The following is a 17853-nucleotide window of genomic DNA, read 5'->3' as shown; positions in this document are numbered from 1 at the left end:
TCATGGATCCTGTGATTCAGAAAGTAACGGACAGAATTATTGCCCGTAGCCAGAAAAGTCGGCAGATTTATCTGCAACGGTTGGAGCAGGCCCGGTTAAAGGGCCCGCATCGCGGCGTGCTTAGCTGCGGAAATCTGGCGCATGGTTTTGCCGCCTGTAATTCACAGGACAAAAGTGATTTGCGCAGCCTGACCAAAGCCAATATCGGCATAGTATCGTCGTACAATGATATGCTGTCGGCGCATCAACCGTATGAACATTACCCGGCGCTGATTAAACAAGCGGTGCAAGAGGTGGGTAGCGTGGCGCAGTTTGCCGGCGGTGTACCGGCGATGTGTGACGGTGTAACGCAAGGCCAGCCTGGTATGGAACTAAGCTTACTAAGCCGCGACATTATCGCCATGTCTGCAGCCGTTGGCTTGTCGCACAATATGTTCGATGGCGGCTTAATGCTGGGTATTTGCGATAAAATTGTGCCGGGTTTATTTATGGCGGCCATGAGCTTTGGCCATCTGCCGTTTGTGTTTGTGCCGGCCGGTCCTATGCCATCAGGTATTCCGAACAAAGAAAAAGCCCGGGTACGCCAGTTGTACGCCGAGGGTAAAGTAGGTAAAGAAGAGCTACTGGCCGCTGAATCGGCATCTTATCACTCGGCCGGTACATGTACCTTTTACGGCACGGCCAACTCAAATCAGTTAGTGGTTGAAATTATGGGCTTGCATTTGCCAGGCGCCTCTTTCGTTAACCCGGGCACGCCACTGCGTGATGAGCTGACCAAAGCAGCTGCGCGTCAGGTAACACGGTTAACCGATCTGGGTGTTGATTATTTACCTGCCGGTAAGATGATCGATGCCAAAGCCATCGTTAACGGTATCGTTGGGTTGCTGGCCACAGGCGGCTCTACTAACCACACTATGCATTTAATCGCGATGGCGCGTTCAGCCGGTTACATCGTTAACTGGGATGACTTTGCTGAGCTGTCGGCGGCCACGCCGCTATTGACCCGAATTTATCCTAACGGCCAGGCCGATATTAACCACTTCCAGCATGCTGGCGGTATGGCACTGCTGATACGTGAGTTACTCGACGCCGGTTTATTGCATGAAGACGTACAAACGGTCGCCGGCCCCGGCTTGCGCCGTTACACCCAGCAACCTGTGCTGCAGGATGGCAAGCTGGTGTGGGTTGATGCGCCAGAGCAATCACTGGATCCGGATGTGCTGACGAGTGTGAAAAAACCTTTTAAAGATCACGGTGGCCTGGAAGTGTTATCCGGCAATGTTGGCCGTGGCGTAATTAAAACCTCTGCGCTGCGTGAAGGTACCGAAGTGGTAAAAGCGCCAGCGGTGGTGTTTTCCAGCCAGCATGAACTGGATGCGGCCTTTAAAGCCGGAGAACTGAATAAAGACTGTATCGTCGTTGTGCGCTTTCAGGGACCTAAGGCCTGTGGTATGCCAGAGCTGCATAAACTCACACCGCCTCTGGGCGTACTGCAGGACAGAGGTTTTAAAGTGGCGCTGGTCACTGACGGCCGGATGTCCGGTGCGTCAGGCAAGGTACCGGCGGCGATACATGTCACGCCAGAGGCCATTGACGGCGGTAACATTGCCCGTATCCAAAGCGGCGATATGATGCTGGTAGATGGTTTAACCGGCCGTCTGGAAGTGTTAGTGCCTGAGCAGGAGTTTAATGCACGTCAACCGGCAACCATGGACATGGCCGCCAGTTACTACGGCATGGGCCGCGAAATGTTTGGCGCCCTGCGCAGCCAACTGACCGGTGCCGAGCAGGGCGCCTGTAGTTTGTTTAGCACGGAGGAGCATTTGCATGGCTAAGCTGCCATCACACGCTATTGTCGCCGATATCGGCGGCACTAACGCCCGCTTTAGCCGCGTTGCATTGGACAGCCTGACGCTGGATAAGGTCGCGGTGTATCCGTGCGCCCAGTTTGCCACCTTAGCGGATGCATTAACGCATTATATGCGCCAGCAAGCGCTGACAGCGGTTAAACACGTTGCTATCGCTATTGCCTGTCCGGTCACCGGCGATCAGGTTAGCATGACAAACTTTCACTGGCAGTTCTCCATCAGCGCCATGCAGCAACAGCTTGGCCTGGCCGCACTTAAGGTGATGAACGATTTTACGGCTGTAGCCATGTGTTTACCGGCACTTAAAGAAGATGAAAAAGTGCAGTTTGGTGCCGGCAGCAGCCTAAGCGGCAAACCTATGGCCGTACTGGGTGCCGGAACCGGCCTTGGCGTTGCACATTTACTGCCACACAACGGCCAGTATATTCCGTTGCCGGGTGAGGGCGGCCATATCGACTGGGCGGCGCAAAATGAGCAGGAATGGTTTATTCAGCAAATGCTGGCAAAAGAGTATGGCCATGTCTCGCCAGAGCGTTTGCTATCGGGCCCCGGCCTTGAAGCTATCTACAAAGCACTGGCGCTGTATCGTCAGCAAGTGGTGACGCCGCTATCGGCGGCACAGATTGCCTCTAAGGCGTTACAGGGCGAGTGCGATTTAGCCCTGGCCACCGTGCAGCAGTTTTTCGCCAGCCTCGGCAGTGTCGCCGGCGATCTGGCATTAACCTTAAGCACCTTTGGCGGTGTTTATATTGCCGGTGGCATAGTACCCAAATTATTACCTCTGCTTGCAAACAGCGAGTTCAGAGCGCGTTTTGAAGCAAAAGGCCGGTTTAGCGCTTTTAATCGCCAGATCGCCAGCTATGTCGTGACGGCAGAGCAACCCGGATTAATCGGGGCTGCCGTTTACCTGAAACAATTTTTGGCGAGTAATGAATATGGCATTTGAAAACTGGCAGTTACAACCGGGTACCTTATTTGAACAAGGGCCAGTGGTACCGGTTATCGTGATAAAAGATTTAGCCGACGCTGTGCCAATGGCAAAAGCCCTGTTGGCCGGCGGTATAAAAGTATTGGAAGTGACGCTGCGTACGCCAGTGGCACTGGAAGCGATCCGTCTGCTGGCACAGGAAGTGCCTGATGCTATCGTCGGTGCCGGCACGGTTACCACTGCGGCGCAATTACAGCAGGTGGTAGAGGCTGGGGCCAAATTTGCCATCAGCCCGGGCCTGACCCGTGAACTGCTGCAAGCGGGTAAAGACTGCAGCATACCGCTTATTCCGGGTATCGCCAGTATTTCAGAATTAATGGAAGGCACCGGCCTTGGTTACAGCCACTTTAAGTTTTTCCCGGCAGAAGCCGCCGGTGGTGTTAAAACATTAAAATCGATCCACGGTCCTTTTGCCGATATCCGCTTTTGTCCTACCGGCGGTATCAACGAGAAAAACTTTATGGAATATCTGGCACTGCCCAATGTGAAATGTGTTGGCGGCTCCTGGATAGTACCTGATGACGCAGTAGCCAGCAAAGATTGGGATAGAATAACCCAACTATGCCAGGCCGCTGTGGCACAAGCCCGCCGTTAACGCGGTAGGCTATAGCGTCACCGACAACAACACCCGGTTTTTACCGGGTGTTTGTTTTGAGTTTAGTGCTGAAAAGGCGTATAGTAGCGCACTTTTTACGCTGGCCTGTGTAGTTTCAGGCCGCGGCTCGTTTTAACCTGCTCTGGAACACACTGTGATATCAACTGCTAACATTACCATGCAATTTGGCGCTAAGCCGCTGTTTGAAAATATCTCCATTAAATTTGGCGAAGGCAATCGCTATGGTTTAATTGGTGCCAATGGCTGCGGCAAATCCACTTTTATGAAGATTTTAAGCCGTGAGCTGGAGCCATCTGCCGGTAATGTGTTTGTTGAGCCGAATCACCGCGTGGCAAAGCTAAACCAGGATCAATTTGCATTTGAGCAGTACTCGGTTATCGATACGGTGATCATGGGCCATGCCGAGCTGTGGGCGGTAAAAGAAGAACGTGATCGCATCTATGCCAGCAGCGAAATGAGCGAAGAAGACGGTATGAAAGTCGCCGATCTGGAAGTCGCCTTTGGTGAAATGGACGGTTACACCGCAGAATCACGCGCCGGGGAGCTGTTAATTGGTGTGGGTATACCGGTAGAGCAGCATTTTGGCCCGATGTCGGCAATAGCGCCGGGTTTTAAACTGCGGGTGTTGCTGGCACAGGTACTGTTTGCCGATCCGGAAATTATGCTGCTGGACGAACCGACCAACAACCTGGATATTAACACCATCCGCTGGCTGGAAAACGTGCTGGCCGAGCGTAACAGCACTATGGTGATCATTTCGCACGACCGTCACTTTTTAAACAGCGTTTGTACCCATATGGCTGATTTGGATTACGGCGAATTGCGCTTATATCCGGGCAACTACGATGAGTACATGTTTGCAGCGACCCAGGCCCGCGAGCGTTTGTTAGCCGATAACGCCAAGAAAAAAGCCCAGATTGCCGAGCTGCAAACCTTCGTCAGCCGCTTTTCTGCTAACGCCTCTAAGGCGAAGCAAGCGACATCACGCGCCAAACAGATAGATAAAATCCAGTTAGAAGAGGTTAAAGCCTCAAGCCGGGTTAACCCTTTTATCCGTTTTGAGCAGCAAAAGCAGTTATACCGCCTGGCGCTGGAAGTCGAAGGCCTGCATAAAGGTTTTGGCGAACTTAAGCTGCTAAAAAACCTTGGTATGACAATAGAAGTCGGCGAAAAGGTGGCCATACTGGGTGCCAACGGTATCGGTAAGTCGACCTTGTTAAAATGTCTGGTGGGCGATCTAACGCCGGAGTCGGGTAGCGTGAAATGGTCGGAAAATGCCAAAATTGGTTACTACGCTCAGGATCATGCACATGAGTTCAGCGAGGATATCAGCCTGTTTGACTGGATGAGCCAGTGGAAGCAGCCATCAGATGATGAGCAGGCGATCCGTGGTATTTTAGGCCGCTTGCTGTTTTCACAGGATGAGATTAAAAAGTCGGTTAAGGTACTGTCCGGGGGAGAGAAAGGCCGGATGCTGTTTGGCAAGCTAATGCTGCAGCGGCCAAATATTCTGGTGATGGATGAGCCAACTAACCACTTGGATATGGAGTCAATAGAGTCATTAAACCTGGCGCTGGAACACTATAAAGGCACCTTGCTGTTTGTCAGCCATGACCGTGAATTCGTCTCCAGCCTGGCCAGCCGTATTATTGAGATTACTGACAAAGATATCCGTAACTTTGTTGGCAGTTACGAAGAATATCTGGCAGCCCAATCCGCCTGAGTCAACGCTGATTAGCTGTTGTTAAGAAACCGGTTTTTGTAAGCCGGTTTTTTTACGCCTTGATTTTACGTTAATTTATCCCCATGTCTTTACATAAGCTTTAACTGCACACGCAAAAACAACGTATTCTCAGCATTATCGAATGAACAAAAGATGTTTTGTGCTATGGTATTTTTGTCGCTGTGCTCAACCCAAGGAGTTGCTATGAAAATTAATATCGGCATTGAAGAAGATCAACGTAAGGCTATTGCGCACGGTTTGTCGGTACTGCTAGCCGACACCTATACGCTGTATTTAAAAACTCATAACTATCACTGGAATGTCACCGGACCGATGTTTCAAACCTTACATACCTTATTTGAAACCCAGTACAACGAGCTGGCGCTGGCGGTCGATGAAATTGCTGAGCGTATCAGGGCGCTGGGCGAGTTTGCTCCAGGCTCCTATAAAGAATACGCTAAACTGACCAGCCTGAAAGAAGCCGACGGTATACCCACGGCAGAAGAAATGATTAAAGATCTGGTGAAAGGCCAGGAGGCCATTGCCAAAACGGCGCGCTCAATAGTACCGGTGGCTGATAAAGCTGCTGATGAAGTCAGCCTGGATTTACTGACTCAACGCATGACAGTGCATGAAAAAAATGCCTGGATGCTGCGCAGTCTGGTGGCATAATACTGGCGCCTGACAGGGCAGAACCGGTCTGACCTGTCAGGCGTTTTATCGCTGCAAACGTGTAAAAATGTCATTCTGACAAAAAACACTAAGTTTTTCCTGTCAAAGCTTGTAAAATCAACGCCAGCAGTAACACTTATAGCTGGTGCAACGCAGAGCGCACCCGCTACTGGAGATCATACCCGATGAAAGCCTTGCAATATGCGCAGAATGTTGCAGAACTATTTGCTTTACCGGAAGGGTATTTGCGCGTAAAGCAGTTAATGGATTCTGACACCGCCAGTCTGGATGAAGTTGCAGAAGTGATCCTGCTCGATCCGGTACTCACATCTAAGCTACTAAAGCTGGCCAATAGTGCCATTTATAATTTGCCGTACCAGGTAGAAAGTGTCAGCAAAGCGTTATTGGTGCTTGGCAAAACCCAGGTTTATAACCTGGTAATTAGCATTGGCATCGCCTCGGCCTGTAGCAAAATTGATACCTCAGCCATTGATTTAGAACGGTTTTGGGAACAAAGCATTAATGCCGCCCTTATCGCTAAGTTTCTGGCACAAAACTGTAAGTTAAAACCGACTGATCGTTACTATGTTGCCGGTCTGTTGCACAATATCGGTGAGATGGTGGTATTGCACAACAGCGCAGAGCAAGCACATCAGTGTCAGAACTACAACGCCGACGAAAAACCCTGGCAACTGCAGCAGCGTGTGCTGGGTTTTACTTATGCAGAATGTGGTGCAGAGTTATTGCACCTGTGGCAGTTGCCCGACAGTATTGTTGAACCGGTAGCACTGCAACACAGCCATAAGTTTGAGCAAAAGAATAAAGCCCAACTGGTATTGCACCTGGCCGTACGTCTGGCGTTGGCGAACCAACATCCGGAGATATACTCCACCCGGCAGTTGGTTGACCCCTTTGTACTGGAACTGCTTGATCTGACGCAGCAGGACATTATCCGTGCGATAGATTTCTGCAACACCGAAGGTTTGTTTATCTTATCGGTATTAAACCCCAGAATCAGCACCATTTATTAATTTGATTGCAGCAGTAGGTGCAGTTTTACTGTGCCGTTGTTGCATTTCTGACCTTTATCCAAGAGCAGTGCAATGAAAAAGTTTCCGCTTTACACCGCCTATGCCGGTTCCGCTTTATTAGAAACCCCATTACTTAACAAAGGCAGTGCTTTTACCGCTGAAGAACGTTTGGCGTTTAATCTGGCCGGCTTGCTACCTCCAAGGTTTGAAACCATTGAAGAGCAGGTGAGTCGTGCTTACATGCAATACAAAAGCTTTGATAGCGCCATTAATAAACATATCTACCTGCGCGCCATTCAGGATAACAACGAAACGCTGTTTTACCGCCTGTTGCAGCAACACCTGGAAGAAATGTTACCCATTGTTTATACACCAACAGTAGGTGACGCCTGCGAGCAGTTCTCCGACATTTACCGCAGTGCCCGTGGCTTATTTATCAGCTATCAGGACAGACATCAGCTGGATGATGTGCTGCGTAACGCCACTAAACGCAAAGTGAAGGTGATCGTGGTCACCGATGGCGAGCGCGTGTTGGGCCTGGGCGATCAGGGCATTGGCGGTATGGGAATTTCTATCGGCAAGTTGTCATTGTATACCGCCTGTGGTGGTATCAGCCCGGCATACACCTTACCGGTAATGCTGGATGTGGGCACTAATAATGAAAAATTACTTAACGATCCGATGTACATGGGGCTGCGGCAAAAACGGGTAAATCAAGCCGAGTACGATGAGTTTGTCGATCTGTTTATCCAGGCGGTAAAACGCCGCTGGCCAGAGGCGATTATTCAGTTTGAAGACTTTGCCCAGCCCAATGCCATGCCACTGCTACAGCGGTACCGTGATAACGTCTGTTGCTTTAATGACGATATTCAGGGCACCGCAGCCGTTACCGTCGGCACTTTATTGGCTGCCTGTCGCAGCAAGCAGGTTAAGTTATCACAGCAAAAAGTGGTGTTTGTCGGCGCAGGCTCAGCCGGTTGCGGCATTGCTGAGCAGGTGATCAGCCAGATGGTCGCCGAGGGGATCAGCGAAGCACAGGCCCGTAGTCAGATCTACATGATAGACCGGCTTGGCCTGCTGACCGACAGCACGCCAGGCCTGCGCGATTTCCAGCAGGCTTTGGTGCAACACTCTGAGGCTATTGCCAGCTGGAGCTACAGCAGCGAATACCCCAGCCTGCGCGATGTGATGAACTGCGCCAAGCCCGGAGTGTTAATTGGTGTGTCAGGCCAGGCCGGTTTATTTACCGAAGCTGTCGTGCGGGCGATGAAAAAAGGCTGCAGCACCCCGATTATTTTCCCGCTGTCAAACCCGTCGCGCCAGGTTGAAGCCACACCAGAGCAGGTGATTAACTGGACTGACGGCGATGTTATTATTGCTACCGGCAGCCCCTTTGCGCCTGTGGAGTACCAAGGCAAACGCTACCCAATCGCGCAGTGTAATAATAGCTATATCTTCCCCGGCATTGGCCTGGGTGTGATTGCCTGTAAAGCCCGCATCATTAGCGATGAAATGCTGCGCGCGGCCAGTAAAACCCTGGCTGAAGCCTCTCCCCGCGGCAATACCGGCGAGGGCGGTTTATTACCACCTTTTACCGCGCTGGCCAATTTGAGCAAACAAATTGCTTTTAATGTGGCTAAAGTAGCGATGCAGCAGGGGCTGGCGCTGGAGCTTGACGATGCGCTGCTACAGCAGAAAATTGACGACAACTTCTGGACACCGCAGTACCGCCAGTATAAACGTGTCAGTGCGTAGCGCTGACAAAGCTGGTTACAAATTGTTTTAGACTAACGTTCGCTCAGAGGGTAGTCTTGTTGGGTTAATAACCAAAACAACAAGGACTCTTTGATGCGTAAGTCATTGATAGCGCTGGCTGTGGCCGGTTTCATTACCGGCTGTAGCCCGGCACCACAAGCTCCGTCTCAACAACAAGATGCAGCACCCAATGCAGAAGTTGTAGCACAGCAACCATCAGAAACCGAACGGCTTAATCAGTGGTTTGAAGACAAGTACGAGCAACAACTGCAACAAAGCCCGCTGCAAATGACCTTTCTTGGTCGTAAAGATAAGTATGATCAGGTTGATGACACCTCAGTAGCGGCCGAAGATGAACAACTGGCCTGGCTGGCCGCGACGGTCGCTGAGCTTAAATCCAGTTTTGACTACGCCAAACTCGATCTGGAAGCGCAAACCTCATATGACATCTGGGTTTACCAATATGAGCAAGCGAAGCAGGGCGTACCATTTCGCAAAAATGCGTATATTTTCACACAGATGCAGGGCATTCATGCCATGCTGCCGCAAATTATGATCAACTTTCATAAAGTGGATACGGCAGAAGACATGCAGGCCTATGTAAAACGGATAGAAGGCATCAGCCGCGCCATAAGCCAGTTGTTGCAGCGGGCCCAGGATAATGCCACGCACGATGTGCGCCCGCCCAAATTTGCCTATGATGGCGTGTTAGAACAAATAAATAACCTGATTAACGGCGCGCCTTTTACCGACAAAGAGCAAGACATACCCCTGTGGAGCGATGCTAAAGGCAAAATTGATTCGCTGGTTAAGGCCGATAAACTCAGCGACGAGCAGGCACAGCAGTTAACAGAACAAACCCGTGCCGCACTGCAAAGCCATTTTTTACCGGCCTACACCGCATTAAAGCAATGGTTAGAGCAGGATGTGGCAAAAAGTGATCAGATAGCTACCGGCGTCGGTAAACAAACTGACGGTAAAGCCTTTTATGATTACCGCTTAAAAGTGTCGACCACCACCGATTTAACCGCTGAGCAAATTCATCAGATTGGCCTGGATGAAGTCGCGCGTTTAACCAAAGAGATGATCGCGATAAAAGATAAGGTAGGGTTTACCGGCGATTTAAAAGCCTTCTTTAAATTTATTAAAGACGATGATCAGTTCTACTACCCGGATACCGACGAAGGGCGCGAAGGCTATCTTGAAGACTCCCGCCAGTATCTGGCGTTTATTAATCAGAAGCTGCCTGAGTATTTTGGCATTTTACCCAAGGCCGACTTAATCGTAAAACGGGTAGAGCCATTTCGTGAGCAGCCCGGTGCGGCCCAGCATTATTTTCCCGGCACACCCGATGGCGCAAGGCCTGGCATTTACTATGCGCATTTATCGGATATGCGCTCTATGCCCAAAAATGAAATGGAAGCCATAGCGTACCATGAGGGGAATCCGGGGCATCATATGCAAATTTCTATTGCGCAAGAGCTAACCTCAGTGCCCACTTTCCGCACTCAGGCGGGGTTTACTGCCTATGTTGAAGGCTGGGCGCTGTATTCGGAATTACTGGCCAAAGAAATGGGCGCCTATCAAAACCCGTATTCCGATTTTGGCCGCTTAATCACCGAGATGTGGCGGGCAGTGCGGTTGGTGGTTGACACTGGCCTGCACAGCAAAGGCTGGACCGAACAACAGGCGATAGATTACTTCCTGGAGAAAACGCCGATTGCCGAGGGCGCGGTGATCTCAGAAGTGCGCCGCTACATTGTCTGGCCAGGTCAAGCTACAGCCTACAAAATTGGCATGATTAAAATCCTTGAGCTACGTGCTAAAGCGCAGCAACAACTGGGTGATAAGTTTGATATCCGCGCCTTTCATGACACCATCTTAGGTGGCGGTGCGCTGCCGCTGAATGTGTTGGAGAAGCGGGTAGATAACTGGATAGCCAGTGTAAAGGCCAGCTAAACCGACCCGCTTTGGTAAAACCTAAAACGCAGTAGCGTTTTAGCGGTAATTAAAGGCTGTTCATCGCGTATGAGCAGCCTTTTTTGATCATGTCTTACTGATTTCCGTATAGTAAGCAGCCATTCAACCAGCGTTTGGTAAAGACACCGTAAAGAGCCTTGATGGTGTCTGACCTGAATTCGTATAGTAGACGCTGCTTTGCATCATATTGAATTAAAGGATAAAACATGAAGTTGACACGTCGGCCGTTATGCCAATTCCTCTGTCTATGGGCATTGCTTATGCTGCCTGCAGCACAGGCTCAGATGACAGGAGGTGGCCGCGCCGCGCAGGTGATCACTCAGGCCGTAACCTTTGAACAGCAAAGCAGCCGGGTGGAAGCCGTTGGCAGTGCCGAGGCAATTCGCTCTGTGGTGTTATACCCTGCGGTAGCCGACAAGGTTACAGCGGTTAACTTTGCGCCAGGGCAGCGGGTAGAAAAGGGCCAGGTTCTCGTTGAGCTCGACTCCCGCCGTCAGCGCGTAGCCGTTGAGCGCGCTACCATTCAGCTGCGCGATGCACAGCGAACAGTGGCCCGGCTGCAGGAAAGCCGTGAACGGGGTGCTATTGCACAAAGCGTCCTGGACGATGCCATTACCGCCCGCGATTTACTGCAAGTGCAGTTGACAGAGGCTCAAACTGAGTTGGAAGACAGAGTCGTGCGGGCGCCTTTTAGTGGTGTAGTCGGCTTAACGGATGTTGAGCCGGGCGACCGTATTAACCTGCAAACGGCAATTACCACTATAGATGATCGTTCACAGCTGTTGATTAACTTTAACGCGCCGGAAGATGCTCTACCGATTGTACAAGGCAATGCCAGTGTTCAATTGTCGCCGTGGCAAGCACAGGGCACTAGCATTAGCGCCGAAATTGCCGAAGTGGACTCGCGCATTGACAGCAGCAACCGCAGTATCCGGGTGCGGGCGCTGCTGGATAACCGTAGCGACAGCTTTCGGCCCGGCATGAGCTTTCGTGTCCAATTACAGCTGGCAGGTGAGTCTTATGCGGTAGTACCCGAAGCGGCACTGCTGTGGGGCGCCACCAGCGCTTATGTTTGGCTGGCTGAAGACGGCAAAGCCAAGCGGGTAGATGTGCAAATTAAGCAGCGTTTAAGCGGGCGTTTATTGGTAGCAGGCAAGTTAACCGCAACGGACCAACTGATAGTTGAGGGTGTACAGACGCTACGCGAAGGCCAGCTTGTGCGGGCGGTTAACCAAAGCGCTAGCCAAACAGAGGTTGCTGCACAATGAAGCTTCAAAATCCGTTAAACGACTTACCTTCTTTATCTATTCGCCGCCCGGTGCTGATAGTTGTACTTAACCTGCTGATTATCATCGCCGGTTTTGCCGCGCTAAACGCGATTGAAGTGCGCGAACTGCCTGATGTCGACCGGCCCATCGTTTCAGTTACTGCCGCTTATCCCGGTGGTTCGCCGGAGACGGTCGATACAGAAGTCACCAGTAAACTGGAAGGCGCAGTGGCAAGGGTAAGTGGCGTTAAATCAATTAATGCCTCAAGCGAAGAGGGCAGCTCGCGCGTGCGGGTTGAATTTCGCCCGGGTACCAACCTGGATGATGCCGCTAACGAAACCCGCGAAGCGGTAAGCCGTGTTCAGCGTGAGTTGCCCGACGCGGTTGAACGTTTATCGATTATTAAAGCCGATAACGACGCCGAATCTGTCGTTAGTCTGGCCGTGTCCAGCGCCAGCTTAGATTTAGAAAGCCTGACCGAACGGGTCGAAACTGATTTAGCGCCGTTATTTTTAAGCGTACCGGGCGTGGCCGATGTGCGGCTAAATGGCGATCGTGAACGGGTACTGCGCGTACTGCTGGACCCGCTTAGGCTTACCAGCTTTAACCTGGCCGTGACAGATGTCGCGGCAGCACTGCGTCAGGCGCCTTTTGATGTGCCGGCCGGCAGTATGAAATCAACCGATCAGCAGCTGATAGTGCGGGCCGACGCCACCTCAGTCACCGCCGCTCAGGTGGAAGACATTATTATCAGTGGCAATACCCGCATTGGTGATGTCGCCACCGTGTATTTTGGCCCGGCTGACGCGCAAAGTTTAGTGCGGCTGGATGGTAAGCCGGTAATCGGCTTAGGTGTTATCCGTCAGGCCCGCTCTAACACCATTGAAATATCCGACGAAGTATTAGCCTTGGTTAAGCAGCTGCAAAGCCGCTTTCCCGATCTCGAGATCCAGGTTACCGCCGATGATGCCGAATTTATCAGAAGCTCAGTACAGGAGGTGTTTACCTCGTTACTGCTGACCGTCGTGCTGGTGGTCGCCACCTTGTGGCTGTTTATCGGCTCGGGGCGCGCCACTATCGTACCCGCCTTGTCTATTCCGGTATCACTTATCGGTGCACTGGCCGCCATCTGGTTAATGGGCTTTTCCATCAATATTTTAACCCTGTTAGCACTGGTACTGGCTACCGGCCTGATTGTCGACGATGCCATTGTCGTGACTGAGAATATTCAGCGCCGCCGCGCTATGGGCTTAGGGGCAAGGGCTGCTGCGGTGCTGGGCACGAGGGAAGTATTTTTTGCGGTTATCGCCACTACGGCGGTACTGGTGGCGGTGTTTGTACCGATTGCCTTTTTGCCCTCTACTGCCGGCCGTTTGTTCCGCGAGTTTGGCGGGGTACTGGCGGTGTCCGTGATCATTTCGTCCTTTGTCGCCTTATCATTAGTGCCGGCGCTTACGGCGCGCTTACCGTTAAAGGCCAATAGCACCAATGCACTGTCAGCTTTGGGCGCGCGCTTGGTGAGTGTGTATCAGCGCAGCCTGCATTTTTCACTGGATAAAGCCTGGTGGATTTTTCTTGCCAGTGTCGCCGCCGCCGTTGCTGCCTTGAGTTTGTACAGTCAGCTGGCCAGTGAGCTGATGCCAACTGAAGATCGTGGCAGTGTGCGTATTTTCGCCCGCGGCCCGGATGGCGTAGGCTTAAACTTTATGGACCGCCAGGCCGATAAAATGGAAGATATCTTACTGCCTTATGTCAATGGCGGTGATATCGACTCCATTTATACCGTCGTCGGCCAGTGGGACCCGAATCTGGCCTTTATTACGGTACCGCTAAAGCACTGGGACGAGCGCTCGCGTTCACAGCAGGAAATCATCGACGAAATTCGTGGCCCGCTGGCGGCTATTCCCGGTGCCCCGGCGCGGGCTTTTGGCTCTAACAGTTTAAACCTGCGCGGGCAGGGCGGCGGGCTGGAGCTGGCGTTAACCGGCTCCAGTTATGATGAGATTTTTGCCGCTGCCCAGGCGTTTGCCAAAGTCGTGCAGCAGAAATTGCCTGAGCTAGGCACGCCGCGTATTTCCTATCAGCCAACCCAGCCGCAGTTAAGAGTGAACATTGACCGGCGCCGTGCGCAGGAGCTCGGTGTGCCGCTGTCTGATATCGCCACCACCTTGCGGGTTGCAATTAATGGCGACGATTTGGCCGATCTTAACGTTGGCGATCAGGCAATACCGATTATTCTGCAAGCACAAAGCCAGCGTATCCAGGATCCGGGCGATCTGGCAAATCTCTATGTCGGCTCCAGTTCAGGTGCTTTAGTGCCGTTATCCAGCCTGGCGACCATTTCAGAAGAAGGTGTTGCTGCCGAGTTAGAACGCCAGGCACAGCGCCGCGCAATAGAGCTGGATATGGAACTACCGCCAGGCTTGTCACTGCAGCAGGCGGTCGAGCAGCTGCGCAGCCTGGCTGAGCAACATCTACCCAGCGATATTGGCCTGATTTTCCTCGGTGAAGCGTTAACCTTCGAGGAAACTGCCCGAGAAGTTACCCTGACTTATGTGCTGGCGTTTGTCATTGTACTGTTAGTATTAGCGGCGCAATTTGAAAGTGTTAATAGCGCGGTAGTGGTCATGACCACGGTACCTTTTGGTATTGCTGCGGCAATTTTTGCGCTGTTTTTAACCGGCACATCCATCAATATCTATTCGCAGATAGGCCTGGTGATGCTGATTGGTTTGCTGGCGAAGAATGCTATCTTACTGGTCGAGTTTGCCGATCAGCTGCGCGATCAGGGCTATGAAGTGCGAAAAGCGGTAGAGCAAGCCGCGGCTATCCGCTTACGGCCTATTGCGATGACATTGTTATCTACCTTACTGGGCGCGCTGCCGCTGATTTTATCCAGCGGTGCCGGCGCCGAAGCGCGCAACGCCATAGGCTGGGTGGTATTTGGTGGCCTGGGCATCGCCGTAATTTTTACCCTGTATTTAACACCGGTGCTGTATCTGGCGTTGGCCCGTTTTGCCAAACCCAGAGCGGATGAGAGTAAACGGCTGGAAACAGAGCTGGCACAGGCACAGCAGCTAGACTAACTTAAACGGAGGCGGTTATTAACAGCACCAAGACAGTATCGGCTAACGCTGTCGCAACCAAAGATCCCAGCGCAAAAGACTTATGGTTTTTGCCGCTCGGTGGCTGTGGCGAAATTGGTATGAACCTGAATTTATATGGTCATGCCGGCCGTTGGTTGATGGTGGACTGTGGTGTTACCTTTAATAATCCGCTATCGCCAGACTATCAGCCCGACAGTACTTTAGCCTCAGCTGAGGTACTGGCCGCCGATCCCGCTTTTATCAGTGCCCGTCGTGATTTACTTTGTGGCATCGTGATTACGCATGCGCATGAAGATCATATCGGTGCTTTGCCAGCTTTGTGGCCGCGGTTTCAATGCCCGGTGTACACCACGCCTTTTACTGCTGAAGTACTCAGACGCAAACTGGCAGGCACGGACTTAGCGCAGCAGATACCGATTATTGAAATTGCCTCGGGCGCCACGGCGAATATTGGCCCTTTTGCCGTGCACTTTCAGGCGATTACCCATTCGATCCCGGAACCCCAGGCGCTGGTAATTAAAACGCTGGCCGGTAGTATTTTTCATACTGCTGATTGGAAAATGGATGCCAATCCCATTACCGGCCGCGCTTTTAAAGCGGCGCCGTTTAAACGCTTGGGGCAGCAAAATATTACCGCCATGGTATGTGATTCTACCAATGCGCTGCGCGACGGTTTTTCCATCTCAGAGTCAGATTGCGCCAAGGCACTGCAGCAGGTGATAGCGCAAGCGACAGGGCGGGTCGTGGTCACCAGCTTTAGCTCTAATGTTGGCCGGTTAATATCGCTGGCCCGGATTGCCGCTAAAACCGGCCGTTATCTGGCGTTGATGGGCCGCGCCTTGCACAATATGGTCGGTGCCGCGCGCGCAACCGGTCATTGGCCGGCTGAGCTAACGCTGGTAGACGCCGAACACATAGGCTATTTGCCCAAAGAAGAAGTGCTGGTGCTGGCCACCGGCTGTCAGGGCGAACCCCGCGCAGCGCTAAATAAGCTTGCCGACGACAGACACCCGCAGTTATCACTGCAAAGCGGAGACCTCGTCATTTTCAGCGCCATCATTATTCCTGGCAATGAAATGCTGATTAGCCGCCTGGTGGATAAATTTCGTGCCCGCAACATCGACACGCTGCAAAAACACGACACTGAGCTGCCAATCCATGTGTCTGGCCACCCGTGTCGGGGCGAGCTGGATTTACTCTATCGCTGGGTTAAACCCCAACTGGCTGTGCCGGTGCACGGTGAAGCAGAGCATATGGCCGCCAACGGCGAAGTGGCCAAAGCCGCCGGCGTTAGCCAGCAACTAACCGGCAAAAACGGCGATCTGTTTGTGTTAGCACCTAAGCCACGGCTGTGGCCAAACTTTGCCAAAGCCGGGCGCATTGCCATAGTTCGTGACCAGTAATAGTACCTGAGCCGCCACCATAGTGCGCGACTGAGCCATAACCCTGAAATCAGCGTAATAGCAGAAACAGCTATTTCGGTTTTATGCCTGGCAGTGGAGTCTTATGTCATCATCGCATTCAAAAGTGCCGGTAAACCGGTTGTCACGTTTGGGCAGTTTAGCCTCATTAGCCGGCCGTGTTGCCGGCGGCATGCTCGCCGAGGGGGCCCGCCAGTTAGCCAAAGGTGAGAAACCCAATAAAGCCAGCATGTTGTTAACCACCGACAACCTGCGTCGGGTGGCAGATAAACTGGCGCATTTACGCGGTGCAGCAATGAAAGTGGGCCAGTTGTTGTCGATGGATGCCGGAGATTTACTACCACCTGAGCTCGCTGAGATCCTATCTAAGCTGCGTGCTAATGCTAACCCCATGCCACCAAAGCAATTAACTCAGGTTTTGCGCACAGAACTGGGCGAAAACTGGCTTACCCATTTCAGCGATTTTCAGTTTGTACCGCTGGCCGCAGCCTCTATCGGCCAGGTACACCTGGCTCATCACGATGACGGGCGCAAACTGGCGGTGAAAATTCAGTATCCTGGCGTTAAAAACAGTATCGACGGTGACGTCGATAACGTAGCGACCTTGCTACGCGTCAGTGGTTTGCTACCGGCCTCGGTAGATTATCAAGGCCTGTTACAAGAGGCTAAACAACAGCTAAAGCAAGAAGCCGATTACACCCGTGAAGCAGGCTTTTTGCAGCGTTATCAGCAATTACTGGCCAGCGATAACCGCTATGTATTGCCACAGGCCTTGCCTGAGCTTAGTAGTACTAACTTATTGACGATGACTTATGTTGACGGTGTGCCCATCGAGTCGTTACAACATGAGCCGCAACCGGTACGCGACAGAGTGATGCAGCAGCTCTTTACCTTGTTGTTTCGCGAGCTGTTTGATTTCAAGCTGGTGCAAACCGATCCTAATTTTGCTAACTACCTGTACAACAAAGACACTGCGCAGCTGGTACTGCTGGATTTTGGCGCCTGCCGCGATTATCCGATCAAAATAAGTAACGCATATCGAAACCTGTTTACTGCGGCTATCCAGCAAGACAGCGAGGCACAGGAGCAAGCGCTGACCGATATCGGTTTTTTCAGCCAGCACATTTTACCGGCGCAAAAGCAGGCTGTGTTAGCACTGGTGCAACTGGCATGCGAGCCGTTTCAGCACAGGGGCGAGTTTGACTTTGGCCAAACCGATTTAGCCAGCCGGCTGCGTGATGCCGGCACTAAGCTCAGTATGCAACAAAACTATTGGCACACACCACCGGCCGACGCACTGTTTTTACACCGTAAAATTGCCGGTTTATATTTGCTGGCCGCCCGGCTACAAGCGCGGGTAAATGTGCGCGCGTTGTTAAAGCCCTATTTAACAGCGGCAGCCGTGAATACATAGGGCATCCTTT

12 protein-coding genes are annotated in these 17853 nt (G+C 52.0%); all 12 read left to right on the top strand.

The window, feature by feature from the left end; genetic code table 11:
* Positions 1-2 precede the first annotated feature (2 nt).
* Positions 3-1835, top strand: coding sequence for a phosphogluconate dehydratase (gene edd / locus EYB30_RS14045; protein WP_166839533.1), 1833 nt, complete (start codon positions 3-5; stop codon positions 1833-1835).
* A complete protein-coding gene (locus tag EYB30_RS14040) occupies positions 1828-2814 on the top strand; it encodes a glucokinase (protein ID WP_166839532.1) in 987 nt (328 codons plus the stop codon). Before edd ends, EYB30_RS14040 begins: the two co-directional genes overlap by 8 nt.
* Complete coding sequence (locus tag EYB30_RS14035; protein WP_277816737.1) at positions 2798-3451, top strand: bifunctional 4-hydroxy-2-oxoglutarate aldolase/2-dehydro-3-deoxy-phosphogluconate aldolase; 654 nt, start codon at positions 2798-2800, stop codon at positions 3449-3451. The genes EYB30_RS14040 and EYB30_RS14035 overlap by 17 nt, the downstream gene beginning before the upstream one ends.
* Before the next feature lie 154 nt (positions 3452-3605).
* A complete protein-coding gene (locus EYB30_RS14030; protein WP_166839531.1) occupies positions 3606-5195 on the top strand; it encodes an ABC-F family ATPase in 1590 nt (529 codons plus the stop codon).
* A 204-nt stretch (positions 5196-5399) separates the two neighbouring features.
* Positions 5400-5867: a Dps family protein gene (locus EYB30_RS14025; protein WP_166839530.1), complete on the top strand. Its 468-nt coding sequence runs from the start codon at positions 5400-5402 to the stop codon at positions 5865-5867.
* 185 nt (positions 5868-6052) lie between these two features.
* A complete protein-coding gene (locus tag EYB30_RS14020; protein ID WP_166839529.1) occupies positions 6053-6898 on the top strand; it encodes an HDOD domain-containing protein in 846 nt (281 codons plus the stop codon).
* A 72-nt stretch (positions 6899-6970) separates the two neighbouring features.
* The gene (locus EYB30_RS14015; RefSeq protein ID WP_166839528.1) at positions 6971-8653 is read left to right on the top strand and encodes an NAD-dependent malic enzyme; all 1683 of its coding nucleotides are present in this window, start codon (positions 6971-6973) and stop codon (positions 8651-8653) included.
* A 93-nt stretch (positions 8654-8746) separates the two neighbouring features.
* On the top strand, positions 8747-10612 hold the full coding sequence (locus tag EYB30_RS14010) for a DUF885 domain-containing protein (protein ID WP_166839527.1): 1866 nt from the start codon (positions 8747-8749) through the stop codon (positions 10610-10612).
* A gap of 227 nt (positions 10613-10839) precedes the next feature.
* A complete protein-coding gene (locus EYB30_RS14005) occupies positions 10840-11901 on the top strand; it encodes an efflux RND transporter periplasmic adaptor subunit (RefSeq protein ID WP_166839526.1) in 1062 nt (353 codons plus the stop codon).
* Complete coding sequence (locus EYB30_RS14000; protein ID WP_166839525.1) at positions 11898-14987, top strand: efflux RND transporter permease subunit; 3090 nt, start codon at positions 11898-11900, stop codon at positions 14985-14987. Before EYB30_RS14005 ends, EYB30_RS14000 begins: the two co-directional genes overlap by 4 nt.
* Positions 14988-15106: 119 nt before the next feature.
* Positions 15107-16411 carry a ribonuclease J gene (locus EYB30_RS13995; RefSeq protein ID WP_241698046.1) on the top strand — a complete coding sequence of 435 codons (1305 nt, stop codon included), beginning with the start codon at positions 15107-15109 and terminating at the stop codon, positions 16409-16411.
* A gap of 103 nt (positions 16412-16514) precedes the next feature.
* Positions 16515-17843: an ABC1 kinase family protein gene (locus tag EYB30_RS13990; RefSeq protein WP_166839524.1), complete on the top strand. Its 1329-nt coding sequence runs from the start codon at positions 16515-16517 to the stop codon at positions 17841-17843.
* The last annotated feature ends 10 nt before the right edge of the window (positions 17844-17853 follow it).

The sequence above is a fragment of the Rheinheimera pleomorphica genome (assembly GCF_011634895.1).
Lineage (GTDB): Bacteria > Pseudomonadota > Gammaproteobacteria > Enterobacterales > Alteromonadaceae > Alishewanella > Alishewanella pleomorphica.
This window is presented reverse-complemented; position numbering and strand designations above follow the sequence as displayed.

Coding starts and splice junctions, on each gene's coding strand:
- edd (WP_166839533.1), top strand. CDS start 3: ATGGATCCTGTGATTCAGAAAGTAACGGACAGAATTATTGCCCGTAGC.
- EYB30_RS14040 (WP_166839532.1), top strand. CDS start 1,828: ATGGCTAAGCTGCCATCACACGCTATTGTCGCCGATATCGGCGGCACT.
- EYB30_RS14035 (WP_277816737.1), top strand. CDS start 2,798: ATGAATATGGCATTTGAAAACTGGCAGTTACAACCGGGTACCTTATTT.
- EYB30_RS14025 (WP_166839530.1), top strand. CDS start 5,400: ATGAAAATTAATATCGGCATTGAAGAAGATCAACGTAAGGCTATTGCG.
- EYB30_RS14020 (WP_166839529.1), top strand. CDS start 6,053: ATGAAAGCCTTGCAATATGCGCAGAATGTTGCAGAACTATTTGCTTTA.
- EYB30_RS14015 (WP_166839528.1), top strand. CDS start 6,971: ATGAAAAAGTTTCCGCTTTACACCGCCTATGCCGGTTCCGCTTTATTA.
- EYB30_RS14010 (WP_166839527.1), top strand. CDS start 8,747: ATGCGTAAGTCATTGATAGCGCTGGCTGTGGCCGGTTTCATTACCGGC.
- EYB30_RS14005 (WP_166839526.1), top strand. CDS start 10,840: ATGAAGTTGACACGTCGGCCGTTATGCCAATTCCTCTGTCTATGGGCA.
- EYB30_RS14000 (WP_166839525.1), top strand. CDS start 11,898: ATGAAGCTTCAAAATCCGTTAAACGACTTACCTTCTTTATCTATTCGC.
- EYB30_RS13995 (WP_241698046.1), top strand. CDS start 15,107: ATGAACCTGAATTTATATGGTCATGCCGGCCGTTGGTTGATGGTGGAC.
- EYB30_RS13990 (WP_166839524.1), top strand. CDS start 16,515: ATGTCATCATCGCATTCAAAAGTGCCGGTAAACCGGTTGTCACGTTTG.